The sequence below is a fragment of the Streptomyces sp. NPDC046831 genome, assembly GCF_040645305.1.
Classification (GTDB): Bacteria; Actinomycetota; Actinomycetes; order Streptomycetales; family Streptomycetaceae; genus Streptomyces.
Window position 1 is genome coordinate 220,755 of sequence record NZ_JBEYXZ010000005.1, and the last position, 19,160, is coordinate 239,914.

The following is a 19,160-nucleotide window of genomic DNA, read 5'->3' on the forward strand; positions in this document are numbered from 1 at the left end:
CAGCAGGTTTTTCCACAGGCCCGACGACGCGATCGTCGGGCCTGTGGTGTGTCATGGATCCGTGCGCCCGTCCCGGGCGCGGGACAGCCGAGTGGCGGGAGAGACGGTGGACAAGCCGAGGGTCGTGCTGGGCGTGAGTGGCGGCATCGCCGCATACAAGGCCTGTGAGCTGCTGCGCAGGTTCACGGAGTCGGGACACGACGTCCGCGTCGTCCCCACGGCCTCCGCGCTGCACTTCGTCGGTGCCGCGACCTGGTCGGCCCTGTCCGGCAACCCCGTCACCACCGAGGTCTGGGACGACGTCCACCAGGTCCCGCACGTGCGCATCGGCCAGCACGCCGACCTGGTCGTGGTGGCCCCGGCCACGACGGACCTGCTCGCCAAGGCCGCCCACGGCCTCGCGGACGACCTCCTGACCAACACCCTCCTCACCGCCCGCTGTCCGGTCGTCTTCGCCCCCGCCATGCACACGGAGATGTGGGAGCACCCGGCCACCCGGGAGAACGTGGCGACGCTGCGCCGCCGCGGCGCCGTCGTGATCGAACCGGCGGTCGGCCGGCTCACCGGCGTCGACACCGGCAAGGGCCGGCTGCCCGACCCCGTGGAGATCTTCGAGGTCTGCCGCCGGGTGCTGGCCCGCGGCGTCACCGCGCCGGACCTCGCCGGCCGGCACGTCGTCGTCAGCGCCGGCGGCACCCGTGAGCCGCTCGACCCCGTCCGCTTCCTCGGCAACCGCTCGTCGGGCAAGCAGGGCTACGCCCTGGCGCGCACGGCGGCCGCGCGCGGCGCCCGGGTGACGCTGATCGCGGCGAACACCGGCCTGCCGGACCCCGCGGGCGTCGACGTCGTGCCCGTCGGTACCGCCCTGCAACTGCGCGAGGCGGTGCTGAAGGCCGCCGCGGACGCCGACGCGGTGGTCATGGCGGCGGCCGTCGCGGACTTCCGCCCCGCGGTCTACGCGGCCGGGAAGATCAAGAAGAAGGACGGCCAGGAGCCGGAGCCCGTCGCCCTGGTGCGCAATCCGGACGTCCTCGCGGAGGTGTCGGCCGACCGGGCGCGGCCCGGACAGGTGATCGTCGGCTTCGCCGCCGAGACCGACGACGTCCTCGCCAACGGCCGCACGAAGCTCGCACGCAAGGGCTGCGACCTCCTCGTCGTCAACGAGGTGGGGGAGCGCAAGACCTTCGGCGCGGAGGAGAACGAGGCCGTCGTGCTCGGCGCCGACGGCAGCGAGACCCTTGTGCCCCACGGCCCGAAGGAGTCCCTGGCCGACATCGTCTGGGACCTCGTGGCCGCGCGCCTGCCCTGAGCGGCGCGGGGGCCGAGCGGTTCGCGCCGGACCCCCGGTCCGGCGCGCGGCCGTTCTGTTCAGGGCCGCTCGGCATTGGGCAGAATGCGCGTGCCGCAGGTCACAGAGCTCCCGAGAGGCGAGACAGGTGGGCCGGTGGCCGAGTCGGCCCGATAAACTGTCCGCGGACGCCGCCGGGCGCAGCCCCGTGCCCGTCCACAATGATCAGCCAGCAGCCGCTGCAACCCCAGGGAGCGTTGTGTCCCGTCGCCTGTTCACCTCGGAGTCCGTCACCGAGGGCCACCCCGACAAGATCGCTGACCAGATCAGCGACACCATTCTCGACGCGCTTCTGCGCGAGGACCCGACCTCCCGGGTCGCCGTGGAGACCCTCATCACCACCGGCCTGGTGCACGTGGCCGGCGAGGTCACGACCAAGGCGTACGCGGACATCGCGACCCTGGTCCGCAACACGATCCTCGGGATCGGCTACGACTCCTCGAAGAAGGGCTTCGACGGCGCCTCCTGCGGCGTGTCGGTGTCGATCGGCGCGCAGTCCCCGGACATCGCGCAGGGCGTCGACACGGCCTACGAGACCCGGGTCGAGGGCGACGACGACGAGCTGGACCGCCAGGGCGCCGGTGACCAGGGCCTGATGTTCGGCTACGCCTCGGACGAGACGCCGACGCTGATGCCGCTGCCGGTCTTCCTGGCGCACCGCCTGTCCAAGCGCCTGTCGGACGTGCGCAAGAACGGCACGATCCCCTACCTGCGCCCGGACGGCAAGACGCAGGTCACCATCGAGTACGACGGCGACAAGGCGGTCCGCCTGGACACCGTCGTCGTCTCCTCCCAGCACGCCTCCGACATCGACCTCGAGTCGCTGCTGACGCCGGACATCCGCGAGTTCGTCGTGGAGCCGGAGCTCAAGGCGCTGCTGGAGGACGGCATCAAGCTCGACACCGAGGGCTACCGGCTGCTGGTCAACCCCACCGGCCGCTTCGAGATCGGCGGCCCGATGGGCGACGCCGGCCTGACCGGCCGAAAGATCATCATCGACACCTACGGCGGCATGGCCCGCCACGGCGGCGGCGCCTTCTCCGGCAAGGACCCGTCCAAGGTGGACCGCTCGGCGGCGTACGCGATGCGCTGGGTCGCGAAGAACGTCGTGGCGGCGGGCCTGGCGTCCCGCTGCGAGGTCCAGGTCGCCTACGCGATCGGCAAGGCGGAGCCTGTCGGCCTGTTCGTGGAGACCTTCGGCACCCACAAGATCGACCCCGAGAAGATCGAGAAGGCGATCGACGAGGTCTTCGACCTCCGCCCGGCCGCGATCATCCGCGACCTCGACCTCCTGCGCCCGATCTACGCCCAGACCGCCGCCTACGGCCACTTCGGCCGTGAGCTGCCCGACTTCACCTGGGAGCGCACGGACCGCGTGGACGCGCTGCGCGAGGCGGCGGGCCTGTAGGGCCCGTCCCCGGTCAGGTCCTGGTCCGAGGCCCGGTCCCCCCGCGGGGGACCGGGCCTCGGGCGTACCGCCAGGGGCACCGGGGCACCCGCCGGCGCGGTGGGCCGGGCGCGGCGGCCTGCCGCGTCGGCGGACGTAGCCCGCGCTGCCACCGCAGCCCGGGAGGGCCCGCTCCGGCCCGCGGCCCGCCTGCCGGCCCGCCGGCATCGCGGGCGCCGCCGGTTGTCCGTGCCGTTTGGTAAGAATGCAAGCGTGAGCAGCGAGAACGGGCCGGGGGACGGCGGGGCCGAGGGTGCGCCGCCGGAGCAGCTCGCGCTCATCCGGGACAGCGTCCGCAAGGCGAAGGCCCCGCGGGCCAAGCCGCGGACCTGGCGCGGAGCCGCGCTCGCCGAGGAGCTGCCCGTCGCGCGGGTGCTCGTCGACAAGGGCGTGCTGCACCTGGACCGGTACTTCGACTACGCCGTACCGGCGGAGCTGGACGCCGAGGCCCAGCCCGGAGTCCGGGTACGGGTGCGGTTCGGCGCCGGGCGCCACCGCGTGCGCGAGGGCCGACGCGAGGGCGGCGGACTCATCGACGGATTCCTCGTGGAGCGGCGTGCCGACAGCGACTACTCCGGGCCGCTCGCCGCGCTCGCCCAGGTCGTGTCCCCGGAGCCGGTGCTGAGCCCGGAGCTGCTGGGGCTCGCACGGGCGGTGGCCGACCGGTACGCGGGCAGCGTCGCCGACGTGCTGCAGCTCGCCGTTCCGCCCCGCAGCGCGCGCGCCGAGCAGCGGCCCTCCCCGGCGCCGCTGCCGCCCCCGCCGGCGCCCGGCGCGGGCTCCTGGACGCGGTACGAGCGGGGAGCCGGGTTCCTGGAGGCGCTGGCCGCCGGCGGCTCGCCGCGGGCCGTCTGGAACGCCCTGCCGGGCCCCGAGTGGAGCGACGAGCTGGCCCGCGCCGTCGCGGCGACGCTCGCCTCGGGACGCGGCGCCCTCGTCGTCGTGCCGGACGGACGGGCCGCCGGCCGGGTGGACGCCGCGCTGACCGCCCTGCTGGGCGAGGGACGGCACGTGCTCCTCACCGCCGACGCCGGACCGGAGAAGCGGTACCGGCAGTGGCTCGCGGTGCGCCGCGGCTCCGTGCGGGCCGTCGTCGGGACGCGGGCCGCGATGTTCGCACCGGTCCGGGACCTCGGGCTCGTCGCCGTCTGGGACGACGGGGACGACAGCCACAGCGAGCCGCACGCGCCGCAGCCCCACGCCCGTGAGGTGCTGATGCTGCGCGCCGCGCAGGACGGGTGCGCCTTCCTGCTGGGCAGCCGGTCCTGCACCGTGGAGGCCGCACAGCTCGTGGAGAGCGGCTGGGCGCGGCCCCTCGTCGCGGCGCGGGAGCAGGTCCGGCGCGTGGCGCCGCTGGTGCGCACCGTCGGGGACGCGGACCTCGCGCGCGACGAGGCCGCCCGCGCCGCGCGACTGCCGTCGGCGGCCTGGTCGGTGGCCAGGGAGGGGCTGCGGCACGGACCCGTGCTCGTGCAGGTGCCCCGCCGGGGGTACGTACCGCGGATGGCGTGCGCGCAGTGCCGGGCGCCCGCGCGCTGCCGGCACTGCGCGGGACCCCTGCAGGCGCAGGACGCCGGGGCGCCGCGGTGCGAGTGGTGCGGGCGCGAGGAGACCGCCTGGCACTGCCCGGAGTGCGGCGCGTTCCGGCTGCGGGCCCAGGTCGTCGGCGCCCGGCGGACCGCCGAGGAACTGGGCCGCGCCTTCCCCGCCGTGCCGGTGCGCACGTCGGGGCGCGAGCAGGTCCTGGACACGGTGCCCGCGACGCCCGCGCTGGTGGTCAGCACACCGGGCGCCGAACCGGTCGCCGAGGGCGGGTACGCGGCGGCCCTGCTGCTGGACGGCTGGGCCATGCTGGGCCGGCCCGACCTGCGGGCGGGGGAGGACGCGCTGCGCCGGTGGATCGGTGCCGCCGCGCTCGTCCGGCCGCAGGAGGCGGGCGGCACCGTGGTCGTCGTGGCCGAGCCGACGCTGCGGCCCGTGCAGGCACTGGTGCGGTGGGACCCCGTCGGCCACGCGGTCCGGGAACTCGCCGAGCGGGCGGAACTGGGCTTTCCGCCGGTGTCGCGGATGGCCGCCGTGTCCGGTCCGCCGGAGGCGGTCGCCGCGTTCCTGCGCGCCGTCGAGCTGCCGGGCGAGGCGCAGGTGCTGGGGCCCGTCCCCCTCCCCGTCACGCCGGCGGGGCGGCCGCGCCGGACGGGGGCGCCGCCGCCCGGCGAGCACTGGGAACGCGCCCTGGTCCGGGTGCCGCCGGGCAGCGGGGCGGCGCTGGCCTCCGCGCTGAAGGCCGCGCAGGCGGCCCGGACGGCGCGGGGGGACGGCGAGGCGGTCTGGGTGCGGATCGACCCGCCGGACATCGGCTGAGCGGGGCGGACCGGGCACGGCCGCGGCACCGGGGGCGCACAGGGCACGGCGAACCGGCCGGGGCCCGCCCACCCCGCACGCCGGCCTGCCCACGTGCACGCCGGCCCGCCCCCGCGCTGCCATCCGCCGCGCAGGCCCTCGTACCACCGCACGGACGTCCGCCGGCCTGCGGGTCACCGTGCTGCGGTTCCTGCGGGTCACCGGGCTGCCGTGCCCCGCCTCCGTGCTGCGGTTCCTGCGGGTCACTGGGCCGTCGGCCTGCGGGTCACCGTGCTGCGGTTCCTGCGGGTCACTGGGCCGTCGGCCTGCGGGTCACCGTGCTGCGGTTCCTGCGGGTCACCGTGCTGCGGTTCCTGCGGGTCACCGTGCCGCGGTTCCTGCGGGTCACCGGGCCGTCGGCCTGCGGGTCACCGTGCCGCGGTTCCTGCGGGTCACCGGGCCGTCGGCCTGCGGGTCACCGGGCCGCCGTTCTCGCGGGTCACCGGGCCGCCGGCCCGCCGGTCACCGTCCCGCCGTCCCCCTGGCGACCGTGCCGCCGTCCCCGCGCGCCACCGCCCTCCCGGGCGCGTTCCGGGAGGGCGGTGGTGGCGGGGACGGGTCAGCCGTTGCGGGGGGCGGGGAAGGCCGGCCTGGCCTCCTCGCGCAGCGACGGGCTGCCCGCCGTCGGCTGCGTCGGCATCGAGCGGGCCGCCGGCACGGCCGGCACCGCCGGCACCGCCGCGGGGATCCCGGCAGCGACGTCGACCGTCCGCGTGCCCGACGGCTCCGTGCCGCGCTCGGCCTCGGCAGCCGCCTGGACGGCGGCACGGCGGGCGCCGTACCGACGGTGGACCGCCTGCTTGGTGACACCGAGGGCCGACCCCACCGCGTCCCACGAGAAGCCGAGCGAGCGGTCGAAGTCCACGGCCGCCGTGACCAGGGTCTCGACGCTGTCCCGCAGCTCCTGGGCGAGACGGACCGTCGGGGCGGGGGCGCGTCCGTAGACGACGAAGCCCGTGGAGGGGCCGGAGCGGCGCGGGCGGTAGACGTTCCCCAGCTGGGCGGTGAGCGTGCGCAGTGCGTCCACCTGCCGGCGGACCCGCTCGATGTCCCGCACCAGCAAGTGCAGGCTGGCCCGGGCCTGGGCGTCGTGGGTTGCGTGGTCGGCCATGAACAAGCCTCTCGAACCGGCGTTGAAAGGGATGGGCCGCGATCACGGCCCTTTGCGGTCAACTCTTCCTTGACCAACGCGCCGTCGTGCCCCTGGTCACGGTGTGGGGGCGTAAGGGCATATGCGTACGCCCCCAGGTGTGACGCGCGCTGCGCCGTACGTCGTCGGCGTCGTGCCGCCCGGGGCGGGCGGCGCCGCCCGGCCGGGGCCGTCGGTGTGCGGCGACCCGGGGCCATAGACTGGTGCGCTGCCCGTCGTCCACCCCGCCCGAGAGGCCCCGACCCGCCCATGAAGCTCGTGTTCGCCGGCACCCCCGAGGTCGCCGTTCCCGCTCTGGACGCCCTGATCGCCTCCCGGCGGCACGAGGTGGCCGCCGTCGTCACCCGGCCCGACGCGCCGGCCGGGCGTGGCCGCCGGCTCGTCGCGAGCCCGGTCGCCGAGCGGGCCGAGGAGGCCGGCATCGAGGTCCTCAAGCCGGTCAAGCCCAGGGACCCGGAGTTCCTGGAGCGGCTGCGCGAGATCGCCCCGGACTGCTGCCCCGTCGTCGCCTACGGGGCCCTGCTGCCGCGGGTCGCCCTGGACGTGCCCGTCCACGGCTGGGTCAACCTGCACTTCTCGCTGCTGCCCGCCTGGCGCGGCGCCGCACCGGTGCAGCACGCCATCATGGCGGGGGACGAGATCACCGGCGCCTCGACCTTCCTGATCGAGGAGGGCCTGGACTCCGGACCCGTCTACGGCACGATCACGGAGCAGATCCGGCCCACCGACACCAGCGGCGACCTGCTCACCCGGCTCGCCTTCGCCGGTGCCGGGCTGCTCGCCGCGACCATGGACGGCATCGGGGACGGCACCCTCAAGGCCGTGCCGCAGCCCGCCGACGGCGTCACCCTCGCCCCGAAGATCACCGTTGAGGACGCCCGCATCGACTGGGCCGCGCCCGCCCTGCGCGTCGACCGCGTGGTGCGCGGCTGCACCCCCGCTCCCGGCGCCTGGACGACCTTCCGCGGCGAGCGCCTGAAGCTCGTCCAGGTCGCCGCCGTGCCCCAGCGGACCGACCTGGCGCCGGGCGCGATCTCGGCCGCCAAGAACAACGTGTACGTGGGCACCGGGTCCTACGCCGTCGAGCTGCTGTGGGTCCAGGCGCAGGGCAAGAAGCCGATGCGTGCCGCGGACTGGGCGCGCGGCGTGCGCATCACGGAGGGCGAGACGCTCGGGGGCTGATCCGGGCCGGTCCCTCGGCGGGGGAGGGAACGGCAGCGCCGGGGGACCGCCGGGCGGATCCGGCCCACCGCGGTCCGGCCTTCCCCCGGGTACAGCACGGACCGAGGCACCGTGACCCGGGCGCTGGTGAGCAGCGCGGGCGGGCCACGGGCGCATACCCGCACCCCTGACGACGCGGACCGCCCGTTTCCCCGACGACGCGGACCCCGATGCCCCAACGGCGTGAACCGCCCGTCCTCCCCACCTCCCGACGCCGTGGGCCGCCGTCCCCTCACGGGGGCGACCGTGGGCCGTCGTCCCCTCACGGCGGCGACCATGGGCCGCGGCCCCGCCCGGCCGGGCCGACGCCCGGCGCACGGCCCGGAGGGCGGGACGTAGGCTGGACGCACAGCGCACCCAGACATCCGGAGCACCTTTTTCGTGAGCGACACCGCCCGTCGGCCCCGCAAGCCCGCCAAGCCCTACCGCCGGCCCAAGAAGGACCCCGTCCGCATCCTCGCCTTCGAGGCGCTGCGTGCTGTGGACGAGCGGGACGCCTACGCCAACCTCGTCCTGCCGCCGCTGCTGCGCAAGGCGCGCGAGAAGGGCGACTTCGACGGGCGGGACGCGGCGCTGGCCACCGAGTTGGTCTACGGCACGCTGCGGCGGCAGGGCACCTACGACGCGATCATCGCCGACTGCGTCGACCGGCCGCTGCGGGAGGTCGACCCGCCGGTCCTCGACGTGCTGGCCCTGGGCGTGCACCAGCTCCTCGGCACGCGCATCCCGACGCACGCCGCCGTGTCCGCCACCGTCGAGCTGGCGCGCGTCGTCCTCGGCGACGGGCGCGCCAAGTTCGTCAACGCGGTCCTGCGCAAGGTCGCGCAGGACGACCTCGACGGATGGCTGGAGCGGATCGCGCCGCCCTACGACGAGGACCCGGAGGACCACCTCGCCGTCGTGCACTCCCACCCCCGCTGGATCGTCTCGGCCCTGTGGGACTCCCTGGGCGGCGGGCGCGCCGGGATGGAGGATCTGCTGGAGGCCGACAACGAGCGGCCCGAGGTGACGCTCGTCGCCCGGCCGGGGCGTGCCACCACGCAGGAGCTGCTGCACGAGGAGGCCGCGGTGCCGGGGCGCTGGTCGCCGTACGCGGTCCGGCTCACCGAGGGCGGTGAGCCGGGAGCCGTGGAGGCCGTGCGGGAAGGCCGGGCGGGCGTGCAGGACGAGGGCAGCCAGCTAGTGGCGCTGGCCCTCGCGAACGCGCCCCTGGAGGGGCCGGACGAGAAGTGGCTCGACGGCTGCGCCGGACCCGGCGGCAAGGCGGCGCTGCTCGCGGCGCTGGCCGCCGAGCGCGGAGCCGTCCTGGTCGCCTCCGAGAAGCAGCCCCACCGGGCCGGCCTGGTCGCGAGGGCGCTGGCCGGCAACCCCGGGCCGTATCAGGTCGTCACCGCCGACGGGACCCGGCCGGCGTGGCGGCCCGGCACCTTCGACCGCGTGCTCGTGGACGTGCCGTGCACCGGGCTGGGGGCGCTGCGCCGCCGGCCCGAGGCGCGGTGGCGGCGCCGCCCGGAGGACCTGGACGCCTTCGCCCCGCTCCAGCGCGGGCTGCTGCGCACGGCCCTGGAGTCGGTGCGCGTCGGCGGGGTCGTCGGCTACGCCACCTGCTCGCCCCACCTCGCCGAGACCCGGGCCGTCGTCACCGACCTGCTCAAGCAGTTCCCCGGCGCCGAGCTGCTCGACGCCCGCCCCCTGCTGCCGGGCGTACCGGCCCTCGGCGACGGCCCCGACGTCCAGCTGTGGCCGCACCTGCACGGCACCGACGCGATGTATCTGGCGCTCATCCGCCGGACCGGCTGATCACGGCCGCAGCGCGGGCGTCCCGGCCGTGACCGGCCCTCCTGCCGTTCGGCCGGCCCTCCGGGTCGTCCGGGCGCGCGTCGCGGCCCACGGTCTGCGCCGGGCAGGGTCCGGCGTGCCGGAGCAGCGTGCCGCGCCGGCCCGGCGGGAGCCCAGGAGGGGCAACGCGGGCGGCCGAGACGTGAAGGACGGCTCCGGCAGGAATTCAGCCGGGGACCGGGGCGAACAACCGTGCCCGGGCATGGCAGTCTTGGGGCATGGCCGTGCAGATCAACCCCAGCATGCTGTCCGCCGACTTCGCGCGCCTCGCCGACGAGGCGCGGGCGGTGGAAGGGGCCGACTGGCTCCATGTCGACGTCATGGACAACCATTTCGTCCCCAACCTCACGCTCGGTGTGCCGGTCGTGGAGTCCCTGGCCCGTGCGACGGACACCCCGCTGGACTGCCACCTGATGATCGAGGACCCCGATCGCTGGGCACCGCAGTACGTCGAAGCGGGTGCCTCCTCCGTCACCTTCCACGTCGAGGCGGCCGCCGCGCCCGTGCGGCTCGCCCGGGAGATCCGGGCCAAGGGCGCCCGGGCGTCGATGGCCCTGAAGCCCGCCACCCCCATCGAGCCGTACGAGGACCTGCTCCCCGAGCTCGACATGCTGCTGATCATGACGGTGGAGCCCGGCTTCGGCGGCCAGGCGTTCCTCGACATCATGCTGCCGAAGATCCGCCGCACCCGTGAGCTCATCGCCAAGCACGGCCTCGAGCTGTGGCTCCAGGTCGACGGCGGGGTCTCGGCCACGACGATCGAACGGTGCGCGGACGCCGGCGCCGACGTCTTCGTGGCCGGCTCGGCGGTGTACGGCGCCGAGGACCCGGCCGAGGCGGTCCGCGCCCTGCGCCGCCAGGCGGAGGCGGTCACCGCGAAGGCGTCCTGGGCATGCGACCACTGAGCCACAGCTACGTGAACGGCCGCCCATCGGGGCGGATCAAGTCCGCCGGATCTGCAAGGATGAACGGCGAATCCAGAGTGTGAACAGCAGTGAGGAGATCGCCGTGTCGGGTATGTCGGCGGGCCGGTCAGCCATGCGGATGGGACCCGCTGAGCTGGTGCAGGCGGCGGCCATGGCCCGCCGCTTCTACCTCGAGGGCAAATCCAAGATCCAGATCGCGGAGGAGTTCGGCGTCAGCCGCTTCAAGGTGGCCCGGGTCCTGGAGACGGCCCTCGAACGGGATCTGGTGCGCATCGAGATCCGCGTGCCGGCCGAGCTGGACGCCGAGCGCTCGGACGCGCTCCGCGCCCGCTACGGCCTCAGGCACGCCGTCGTGGTCGAGTCCCCGGCCGACGCGGAGGAGACGCCCGATCCTGAGAACCTGGGAGAGGTCGCCGCGGACCTGCTCGGCGAGCTCGTCAACGAGGGCGACGTCCTCGGTCTGGCCTGGGGCCGTTCCACCATCCACATGGCGGCCGCCCTCGACCGGCTGCCGCCGTGCACGGTGGTGCAGCTGACCGGCGTGTACGACGCCGGGACCTCCGAGCGCGGCTCGGTCGAGGCCGTCCGCCGCGCCGCCCAGGTGTCGGGCGGCGACGCCCACCCCATCTACGCGCCCATGCTGCTGCCGGACGCGGCCACGGCGACGGCGCTGCGCCACCAGACGGGGATCGCCCGGGCCTTCGAGTACTTCGACAAGGTCACGGTCGCCTGCGTGTCGATCGGCTCCTGGGAGCCGGGCATCTCGACGGTGCACGACATGCTCAGCGAGGAGGAGCGCGCCCACTACGCCTCCCTCGGCGTGGCCGCCGAGATGGCCGCGCACCTCTTCGACGCCGAGGGCCGGCGGGTCGGACGGGACCTGGGGGAGCGCTGCATCACGGTCAAGGCCGACCAGCTGCGCCGCATCCCGGAGGTCGTCGCGATCGCGGGCGGTCAGCGCAAGGCGGCGGCGATCGACGCGGTGCTGCGGTCGGGGCTCGTCACCAGCCTCGTCACGGACACCTCGGCGGCGGACTACCTGATCACCGCCGGGTCCACGCCCAGGCCGGCGCTCAACCGGGCGGACCCCGACGGGCCCTGAGAGTCCGCACGAGCGCGCTCGCCGCGCCCGCCCCGTGCCCGGCACACCCCGTGCGGCGCACCGTGCACGGGAGGCCCGGCGCCCCGGGGACGGCCGTGGCGGCATGCCGCCGATGCCGCCACGGCCGTCCCCGGTGTGCTCGCGGGGCACCCCGGCCGTCCCGCCGCCGGGCCGGCGGCCTGGCCGCCGGCGGTGCGGACGCCGGGCCGCCACACTCCGGGCATCCTGGCATCCCCACTCGGACAATCCTCCGAACAACGCCCTGACCAGCTTGGACGAAGCGACCGGGCATCGGACCGCGGTCGCCGTGGGAGAATGAAGTACGTGCTCTTCCCCCTGGCTGACCGGTCCGGGGGCCGCCTTGAGATCGACTGGGATGTGCAGCACGTGCGTTTCCTCAATGACATCCGGCCCGCCTACGACCTGACGTACGACGACGTCTTCATGGTGCCGAGCCGCTCCGCCGTCGGCTCGCGTCAGGGCGTGGACCTCAGCTCCCCGGACGGCACGGGCACCACCATCCCGCTCGTCGTCGCCAACATGACCGCGATCGCCGGCCGCCGGATGGCCGAGACCGTGGCCCGCCGCGGCGGTCTGGTGATCATTCCCCAGGACATCCCGATCGAGGTCGTCACCGACGTGATCTCCTGGGTCAAGAGCCGTCACCTGGTCCTCGACACCCCGATCGTGCTGGCCCCGCACCAGACCGTCGCCGACGCGCTGTCCCTGCTGCCCAAGCGCGCCCACAACGCCGGCGTGGTCGTCGACGAGGACCACCGGCCCGTCGGTGTCGTCACCGACCGGGACCTCAGCGGCGTCGACCGCTTCACCCAGCTCGAAGTGGTGATGTCCAGGGACCTGCTGCTGCTGGACGCCGACATCGACCCGCGCGAGGCCTTCAACACCCTCGACGCGGCCAACCGGCGCTACGCCCCGGCCGTCGACCGGGACGGCAGGCTGGCCGGCATCCTCACCCGCAAGGGCGCCCTGCGTGCCACGCTGTACACGCCGGCCACCGACGCGCGGGGCAGGCTGCGCATCGGCGCCGCCGTCGGCATCAACGGCGACGTCGCGGGCAAGGCGCAGCAGCTGCTCGACGCGGGGGTGGACACGCTCGTCATCGACACCGCGCACGGCCACCAGGACTCGATGATCAGCGCCATCAAGCTGGTGCGCGACCTCGACCCGAAGGTGCCGCTCGCCGCGGGCAACATCGTCTCGGCCGAGGGCGTCAAGGACCTCGTCGAGGCCGGTGCGGACATCATCAAGGTCGGTGTCGGCCCCGGCGCCATGTGCACCACCCGCATGATGACCGGCGTGGGCCGGCCGCAGTTCTCCGCCGTCCTGGAGTGCGCCGCCGAGGCGAGGAAGTACGGCCGGCACGTCTGGGCCGACGGCGGTGTCCGCCACCCGCGCGACGTGGCCATGGCCCTCGCGGCCGGCGCGTCCAACGTGATGGTCGGCTCCTGGTTCGCGGGCACCTACGAGTCCCCGGGCGATCTCCAGCAGGACGCGAACGGCCGCCTGTACAAGGAGTCCTTCGGCATGGCCTCCGCGCGCGCCGTGGCCAACCGCACGTCGGACGAGTCGGCGTACGACCGCGCCCGCAAGGCCCTGTTCGAGGAGGGCATCTCCACCTCCCGCATGTTCCTCGACCCGGCCCGCCCGGGCGTCGAGGACCTGATCGACTCGATCATCGCGGGCGTCCGCTCCTCGTGCACCTACGCCGGCGCCGCCTCCCTGGAGGAGTTCGCCGAGAAGGCCATCGTCGGCATCCAGAGCGCGGCCGGCTACGCCGAGGGCAAGCCGCTGCACGCCAGCTGGAACTGAGCCCGGGCCGCAGCCCCGACGGCCCCTGTCGTCCCCGCCGGGGAGGGCGGGGGCCGTCGGCCTTCTCCGGGCCGGTGCGCAGGCCGCGGACCGGGAGGCGCGTGCACCGGAGGCACCGGGACCGGAGGCACCGGGTACCGAACGGACACGGCGGCCCAATCCCGCCCGTCCCGTCCGCAACGGTCGAAAGCCCGCGCGCAACGAACACGCACACCGGCCCGAGGAACGCAACGATCTTGCGGGTATGCGCAAGGTTGCTGCATTACGCCCGTGAAGCGCCGCCTCATAGGGTGCTGCGCTGTACGTGGCGTGGCGGGGACCCCGCTCGGTGGGTTCCTGCCCTCGCAGGAGGTGCCGCCGGTCCCCGCCGCCCTCACCGGCAGCGATAAGGAGCCAGCGCGTGCTCGACCAAGGCGCACCCGCGCAGAACCTCGCAAGACCCGTCCCCGCGTCCCCGGGCGCCGGTGCGCGCCTGATGCGCCGCAAGCCCGTGGAACGCCTGGTCGCCGAGGGTGGCCAGGGGGAGGGAGGGAGCCTGCGGCGCTCCCTCGGCCTGTGGCAGCTGACGATGATCAGCATCGGCGCCACCCTGGGGACCGGCATCTTCGTCGTCCTCGGCGAGGCCGTGCCCAAGGCCGGTCCGGCCGTCACCCTGTCCTTCGTGATCGCCGGTCTGACGGCGCTGTTCTCGGCGCTGTCCTACGCCGAGCTGGCCGGCACCATCCCGGTCTCCGGGTCGTCCTACTCGTATGCGTACGCAACGATGGGGGAGCTGATCGCCTGGGTCTGCGGCTGGTGCCTGATCCTGGAGTACGGCGTGTCGGTCGCCGCCGTGGCCGTCGGCTGGGGGGAGTACCTCAACGAACTCCTCGACGGGACGATCGGCGTGACCATCCCGGCGGCGCTCTCGGCACCGCCCGGCGACGGCGGCGTCTTCAACCTGCCGGCGCTGATCGTCGTGCTGCTGGCGATGGCGTTCCTGATGGGCGGCGCGCGGGAGTCCGCGCGTGCCAACACGATCATGGTCTGTGTGAAGATCGCCGCGCTGGTGCTGTTCTGCGCCGTCGGCATCCAGGGCTTCCGGTCGGGCAACTACGACCACTTCATGCCGCTCGGCATGGCCGGGGTCAGTGCGGCGGGCGCGACCCTGTTCTTCTCCTACATCGGCTTCGACGCCGCCTCGACGGCCGGTGAGGAGGCCAAGAACGCGCAGCGCGACCTGCCGCGCGCCATCATGCTCTCCCTGGTCGTCGTGACCGTGCTGTACGTCCTCGTCGCGGCCGTGGCCGTCGGCGCCAAGCCCTGGCGGCGGTTCGGCGACTCCGAGGCCGCGCTGGCCCAGATCATGCGCGAGGTGACCGGCCAGACCTTCTGGGGGACGCTGCTGGCCGCCTGCGCGGTCGTCGCGATCGCCAGCGTCGTGCTGACCGTGCTGTACGGGCAGACCCGCATCCTGTTCGCGATGTCCCGGGACGGCCTCGTGCCCCGGGTGTTCGCCAAGGTCCACCCGAGGACCGGCACGCCCCGCGCCAACACGCTGATCGTCTCCCTGTTCTGCGGGGTCCTCGCCGCCGCCGTCCCGCTGGGCCAGCTCGCCGACGCCACCAGCATCGGCACCCTGTTCGCCTTCGCGCTGGTCAACGTGGCCGTCGTGGTGCTGCGCCGGACCCGCCCCACGATGCACCGCACCTTCCGCGTGCCGCTGTCCCCGGTCCTGCCCGCGCTGGGCCTCGTGCTCTGCCTGTGGATGATGGGCAGCCTGTCCGCCGTCACCTGGGTGGTCTTCGGGGTCTGGATGGCGGCCGGGCTCGTGTTCTACTTCGTGTACGGCTACCGCCGTTCCCGTCTCGCGACCCCGGAGCGCTCGACGACTCCGGGCGGTCCCGCGGCGGCAGACCAGTGACCGAACCCGCAGAAGTGATCCACCTTCAGTGCTGAACGATCTCGACGAACGCATCGTGCACGCCCTCGCCGAGGACGCCCGCCGCTCCTACGCGGACATCGGGCAACTGGTCGGCCTGTCCGCGCCCGCCGTCAAGCGGCGCGTGGACCGACTGCGCGCCACCGGGGCGATCACCGGCTTCACCGTACGGGTGGATCCGGCCGCGCTCGGCTGGGAGACGGAGGGGTTCGTCGAGATCTACTGCCGGCGCAACACCTCGCCCGAGACCATTCAGCGGGGCCTGGAGCGCTACCAGGAGGTCGTGGCCGCCTCCACCGTCACCGGTGACGCCGACGCGATCGCGCAGGTGTTCGCCGCCGACATGCGGCACTTCGAGCGGGTCCTGGAGCGGATCGCGGGTGAGCCGTTCGTGGAGCGCACGAAGTCCGTCCTCGTCCTGTCCCCGCTGCTGCGCCGCTTCTCGTCCGGCTCGCCCACGTAGGCCCGGCCGGACACCGTGCCGTGGTCCCGGCCGAGCCACACGGCCCGGCCAGGACCGCACGCACCGCCCCGGCCGGGCCGCTCCTCTGCCCGGCCGGGGCCGACACGGACACCGATCCTGCCCGCGGCCACCTGACGCACGGCATTCCACCGCCCCGGACGCACCGCCCGTCGCCCGCCACGCCCTGGGCCGACCGCGCGCGCCTGAGAACGTGCCCGGGCCGGGCACGCCACGCCGTCGCGTGCGGGACCAGTCCCCACGGTGGCCGCCCACCCCGGCCGGTCCGCGATGCCGGACGGACCGCCCTCGTCCCGCCGCGCCCTGGGCCGGCTGCGAGCGTCCGAGAACGGGTCCGGGCCCGCACATCGCCGTGCGCCGACGGTTGCCCTGGTGGCCCGCATCCCAGGCCGGTCCGTGATGCCGGAGGGACTGTCCTCGTCCCGCCGTGCCCTGGGCCGGCTGCGAGCGTCCGAGAACGGGTCCGGGCCCGCATACCGCCGTGCGCCGACGGTTGCCCCGGTGGCCCCCATCCCCGGCCGGTCCGCGATGCGGACGGACCGCCGTCGCCCGAGCGGGCAGCACCCTCCGCCCAGCCGGGACGCCACCTCCCGCCCTGCCGGCCGGAACCCTCCCAGGCGGACGCCACCCCGTGCCCGAGGCCCCGACGCGGTGCCCGCCCGCGAGCACGCAACGAATCGCCGCCCGGCGCCCGGCGGACGCAATGATCAGCCCACCGGCGCGCAACGGCTTCCGCTTGTCCGGCCGAGCCCGCCGACCGTACGGTCTATTGCGACCCCCCAACGCCCTCCGCACGGTGAGGACCACGCATGCGCACCGCCCTGCTCCAGAGCTCCGGCCACCCCGGCGCGACCGTCGGGAACCTCAAGGTCCTCGACGAGGCCGCCGGCCGGGCCGCCGTCTCCGGCGCGGGGCTTCTGGTCGCCCCCGAGCTTTTCCTCACCGGGTACGCGATCGGCGACGACATCGGCCGCCTCGCCGAGCCGGCCGACGGCCGGTCGGCGGACGCGGTCGCCGAGACGGCCGCCCGGCACGGCCTGGCCATCGCCTACGGCTACCCGGAGCGGGACGGCGACACGGTCTACAACTCCGCACAGCTCGTCTCCGCCGACGGCACCCGCCTCGCGAACTACCGCAAGACCCACCTCTACGGGGGCTTCGAGCGCGACCACTTCACGCCGGGAGAGCGCACGGTCGTCCAGGCCGAGCTGGACGGTCTGACCGTCGGCCTGATGATCTGCTACGACGTGGAGTTCCCGGAGAACGTCCGGGCCCACGCCGTCGCCGGCACCGACCTCCTGCTGGTGCCGACGGCGCAGCTCCACCCCTTCGAGTTCGTCGCCGAGTCGCTCGTCCCGGTGCGGGCCTTCGAGAACCAGATGTACGTCGCCTACGTCAACCGGGTCGGCCAGGAGGGCGAGTTCGAGTTCGTCGGCCTCTCCGCCCTCGCCGGACCCGACGGGGTCGCCCGCACCCGGGCCGGCCGGACGGAGCAGTTGCTCGTGGCCGACGTCGACCCCGCCTTCCTCGCGGCCTCCCGTGCGGCGAACCCGTATCTGACGGACCGCCGCCCCGGCCTCTACGGGTCCCTGACCTGATCCCCCGGCCGCTTCCCCCCGTTCCACCCTTGAGCTTCCGGCTTTTCGTGCAAGGAGTCCGTACCCCATGACGTCCACGGTGCCCAACGCCGTCGAGCACGCAGACGAGCAGCAGCCGCCGATCACCATGTTCGGCCCGGACTTCCCGTACGCGTACGACGACTTCCTCGCCCACCCGGCCGGCCTCGGGCAGATACCCGCGACCGAGCACGGCACCGAGGTCGCGGTCGTCGGCGGTGGTCTGTCCGGCATCGTCGCCGCCTACGAGCTGATGAAGATGGGCCTGAAGCCCGTCGTCTACGAGGCCGACCAGATCGGCGGCCGGCTGCGCACGGTCGGCTTCGAGGGCTGCGACCCGTCGCTGACCGCCGAGATGGGCGCCATGCGCTTCCCGCCGTCCTCCACGGCCCTGCAGCACTACATCGACCTGGTGGGCCTGGAGACCAGGCCCTTCCCGAACCCGCTCGCCGAGGCGACCCCGTCGACCGTCGTCGACCTCAAGGGCGAGTCGCACTACGCCGAGACCATCGGCGACCTGCCGCAGGTCTACCGGGACGTCGCGGACGCCTGGAACCGCTGCCTGGAGGAGGGCGCCGACTTCTCCGACATGAACCGCGCGATGCGCGAGCGGGACGTGCCGCGCATCCGGGAGATCTGGTCGAAGCTCGTCGAGAAGCTCGACAACCAGACGTTCTACGGCTTCCTGTGCGACTCGGAGGCCTTCAGGTCCTTCCGCCACCGCGAGATCTTCGGCCAGGTCGGCTTCGGCACCGGTGGCTGGGACACCGACTTCCCCAACTCCATCCTGGAGATCCTGCGCGTCGTCTACACCGAGGCCGACGACCACCACCGCGGCATCGTCGGCGGCTCCCAGCAGCTGCCGCTCAGGCTGTGGGAGCGCGAGCCGGAGAAGCTCGTGCACTGGCCCTACGGCACCTCGCTGAAGACCCTGCACGTGAACGGCGAGCCACGCCCCGCGGTCACCCGGCTGCACCGCACCGCCGGCAACCGGATCACGGTGACGGACGCCGACGGCGACATCCGCACCTACCGGGCGGCCGTGTTCACGGCCCAGTCCTGGATGCTGCTGTCCAAGATCCAGTGCGACGACGCCCTCTTCCCGATCGACCACTGGACCGCCATCGAGCGCACCCACTACATGGAGTCCAGCAAGCTCTTCGTCCCCGTCGACCGGCCGTTCTGGCGGGACAAGGCCGTCGACGACGAGGGCAACCCGACCGGCCGCGACGTCATGTCGATGACCCTCACCGACCGCATGACCCGCGGCACCTACCTGCTCGACGACGGCCCGGACCGGCCCGCCGTGATCTGCCTGTCCTACACCTGGTGCGACGACAGCCTGAAGTGGCTGCCGCTGTCCGCGAACGAGCGGATGGAGGTCATGCTCAAGTCGCTGTCGGAGATCTATCCGAACGTCGACATCCGCAAGCACATCATCGGCAACCCGGTGACGGTCTCCTGGGAGAACGAGCCCTACTTCATGGGCGCGTTCAAGGCCAACCTGCCCGGCCACTACCGCTACCAGCGGCGCCTGTTCACGCACTTCATGCAGGACCGGCTGCCCGAGGACAAGCGCGGCATCTTCCTGGCCGGCGACGACGTCTCCTGGACGGCCGGCTGGGCGGAGGGCGCCGTGCAGACCGCGCTGAACGCGGTCTGGGGCGTCATGCGCCACTTCGGCGGACAGACCGACCCGTCCAACCCCGGCCCCGGCGACCTCTACGACGAGATCGCCCCCGTCGAACTGCCGGAGGACTAGGCCCTGTCCGACCATGCGCGTCTGCCGCGCGACGCCCTGCACGCTTCCCCAGGCTCTCGGCTTCGCTCGAGCAGGGGGTGCCCCAGCTCGCCGCACCGGCCCCGGACCCGAGTACGT

The 19,160-nt window shown here is 74.4% G+C and carries 13 protein-coding genes; 12 read left to right on the plus strand and 1 reads right to left on the minus strand.

All coding sequences use genetic code 11. The features are described from left to right. Positions 1-106: 106 nt before the first annotated feature. The 3 genes from coaBC to ABZ920_RS07480 all read left to right on the plus strand — a co-directional run bounded on the left by coaBC (position 107) and on the right by ABZ920_RS07480 (position 5,156). A complete protein-coding gene (gene coaBC, locus ABZ920_RS07470; RefSeq protein WP_361499773.1) occupies positions 107-1,309 on the plus strand; it encodes a bifunctional phosphopantothenoylcysteine decarboxylase/phosphopantothenate--cysteine ligase CoaBC in 1,203 nt (400 codons plus the stop codon). Positions 1,310-1,547: 238 nt separating this feature from the next. Beyond that, positions 1,548-2,756, plus strand: a complete 1,209-nt coding sequence (metK, locus tag ABZ920_RS07475) for a methionine adenosyltransferase (protein WP_361499775.1) — start codon at positions 1,548-1,550, stop codon at positions 2,754-2,756. Positions 2,757-3,008: 252 nt separating this feature from the next. Beyond that, entirely contained in the window at positions 3,009-5,156 is a 2,148-nt protein-coding gene (locus ABZ920_RS07480; protein WP_361499777.1) for a primosomal protein N', read from the plus strand. A gap of 598 nt (positions 5,157-5,754) precedes the next feature. On the opposite strand, the gene ABZ920_RS07485 is transcribed toward ABZ920_RS07480, so the two are convergent. After that, positions 5,755-6,306 (minus strand): hypothetical protein, encoded by a 552-nt coding sequence (locus ABZ920_RS07485; protein ID WP_361499779.1) that lies wholly within the window; start codon positions 6,304-6,306, stop codon positions 5,755-5,757. A gap of 288 nt (positions 6,307-6,594) precedes the next feature. On the opposite strand from ABZ920_RS07485, the gene fmt reads away from it, so the two are divergent. The 9 genes from fmt (at position 6,595) to ABZ920_RS07530 (ending at position 19,043) form a co-directional block, all read left to right on the plus strand. Continuing rightward, complete coding sequence (gene fmt, locus ABZ920_RS07490) at positions 6,595-7,527, plus strand: methionyl-tRNA formyltransferase (RefSeq protein WP_361499781.1); 933 nt, start codon at positions 6,595-6,597, stop codon at positions 7,525-7,527. A 420-nt stretch (positions 7,528-7,947) separates the two neighbouring features. After that, positions 7,948-9,366, plus strand: coding sequence for a transcription antitermination factor NusB (locus ABZ920_RS07495; protein ID WP_361499783.1), 1,419 nt, complete (start codon positions 7,948-7,950; stop codon positions 9,364-9,366). Positions 9,367-9,623: 257 nt separating this feature from the next. Then, positions 9,624-10,310 (plus strand): ribulose-phosphate 3-epimerase, encoded by a 687-nt coding sequence (gene rpe, locus ABZ920_RS07500; RefSeq protein ID WP_361499785.1) that lies wholly within the window; start codon positions 9,624-9,626, stop codon positions 10,308-10,310. A gap of 79 nt (positions 10,311-10,389) precedes the next feature. Next, positions 10,390-11,433, plus strand: coding sequence for a sugar-binding domain-containing protein (locus tag ABZ920_RS07505; protein ID WP_361499787.1), 1,044 nt, complete (start codon positions 10,390-10,392; stop codon positions 11,431-11,433). Between the two features lie 387 nt (positions 11,434-11,820). Further along, positions 11,821-13,263 carry a GuaB1 family IMP dehydrogenase-related protein gene (locus ABZ920_RS07510; protein ID WP_361499789.1) on the plus strand — a complete coding sequence of 481 codons (1,443 nt, stop codon included), beginning with the start codon at positions 11,821-11,823 and terminating at the stop codon, positions 13,261-13,263. Positions 13,264-13,663: 400 nt separating this feature from the next. Beyond that, positions 13,664-15,166 carry an amino acid permease gene (locus ABZ920_RS07515; protein WP_361499790.1) on the plus strand — a complete coding sequence of 501 codons (1,503 nt, stop codon included), beginning with the start codon at positions 13,664-13,666 and terminating at the stop codon, positions 15,164-15,166. Positions 15,167-15,194: 28 nt separating this feature from the next. Continuing rightward, positions 15,195-15,647: an Lrp/AsnC family transcriptional regulator gene (locus tag ABZ920_RS07520; RefSeq protein ID WP_110626876.1), complete on the plus strand. Its 453-nt coding sequence runs from the start codon at positions 15,195-15,197 to the stop codon at positions 15,645-15,647. An 827-nt stretch (positions 15,648-16,474) separates the two neighbouring features. After that, the gene (locus ABZ920_RS07525) at positions 16,475-17,263 is read left to right on the plus strand and encodes a carbon-nitrogen hydrolase family protein (RefSeq protein ID WP_361499792.1); all 789 of its coding nucleotides are present in this window, start codon (positions 16,475-16,477) and stop codon (positions 17,261-17,263) included. A gap of 67 nt (positions 17,264-17,330) precedes the next feature. Next, a complete protein-coding gene (locus tag ABZ920_RS07530; RefSeq protein WP_361499794.1) occupies positions 17,331-19,043 on the plus strand; it encodes an NAD(P)/FAD-dependent oxidoreductase in 1,713 nt (570 codons plus the stop codon). The last annotated feature ends 117 nt before the right edge of the window (positions 19,044-19,160 follow it).

Coding starts and splice junctions, on each gene's coding strand:
- fmt (WP_361499781.1), top strand. CDS start 6,595: ATGAAGCTCGTGTTCGCCGGCACCCCCGAGGTCGCCGTTCCCGCTCTG.
- ABZ920_RS07485 (WP_361499779.1), bottom strand. CDS start 6,306: ATGGCCGACCACGCAACCCACGACGCCCAGGCCCGGGCCAGCCTGCAC.
- ABZ920_RS07530 (WP_361499794.1), top strand. CDS start 17,331: ATGACGTCCACGGTGCCCAACGCCGTCGAGCACGCAGACGAGCAGCAG.
- rpe (WP_361499785.1), top strand. CDS start 9,624: ATGGCCGTGCAGATCAACCCCAGCATGCTGTCCGCCGACTTCGCGCGC.
- ABZ920_RS07525 (WP_361499792.1), top strand. CDS start 16,475: ATGCGCACCGCCCTGCTCCAGAGCTCCGGCCACCCCGGCGCGACCGTC.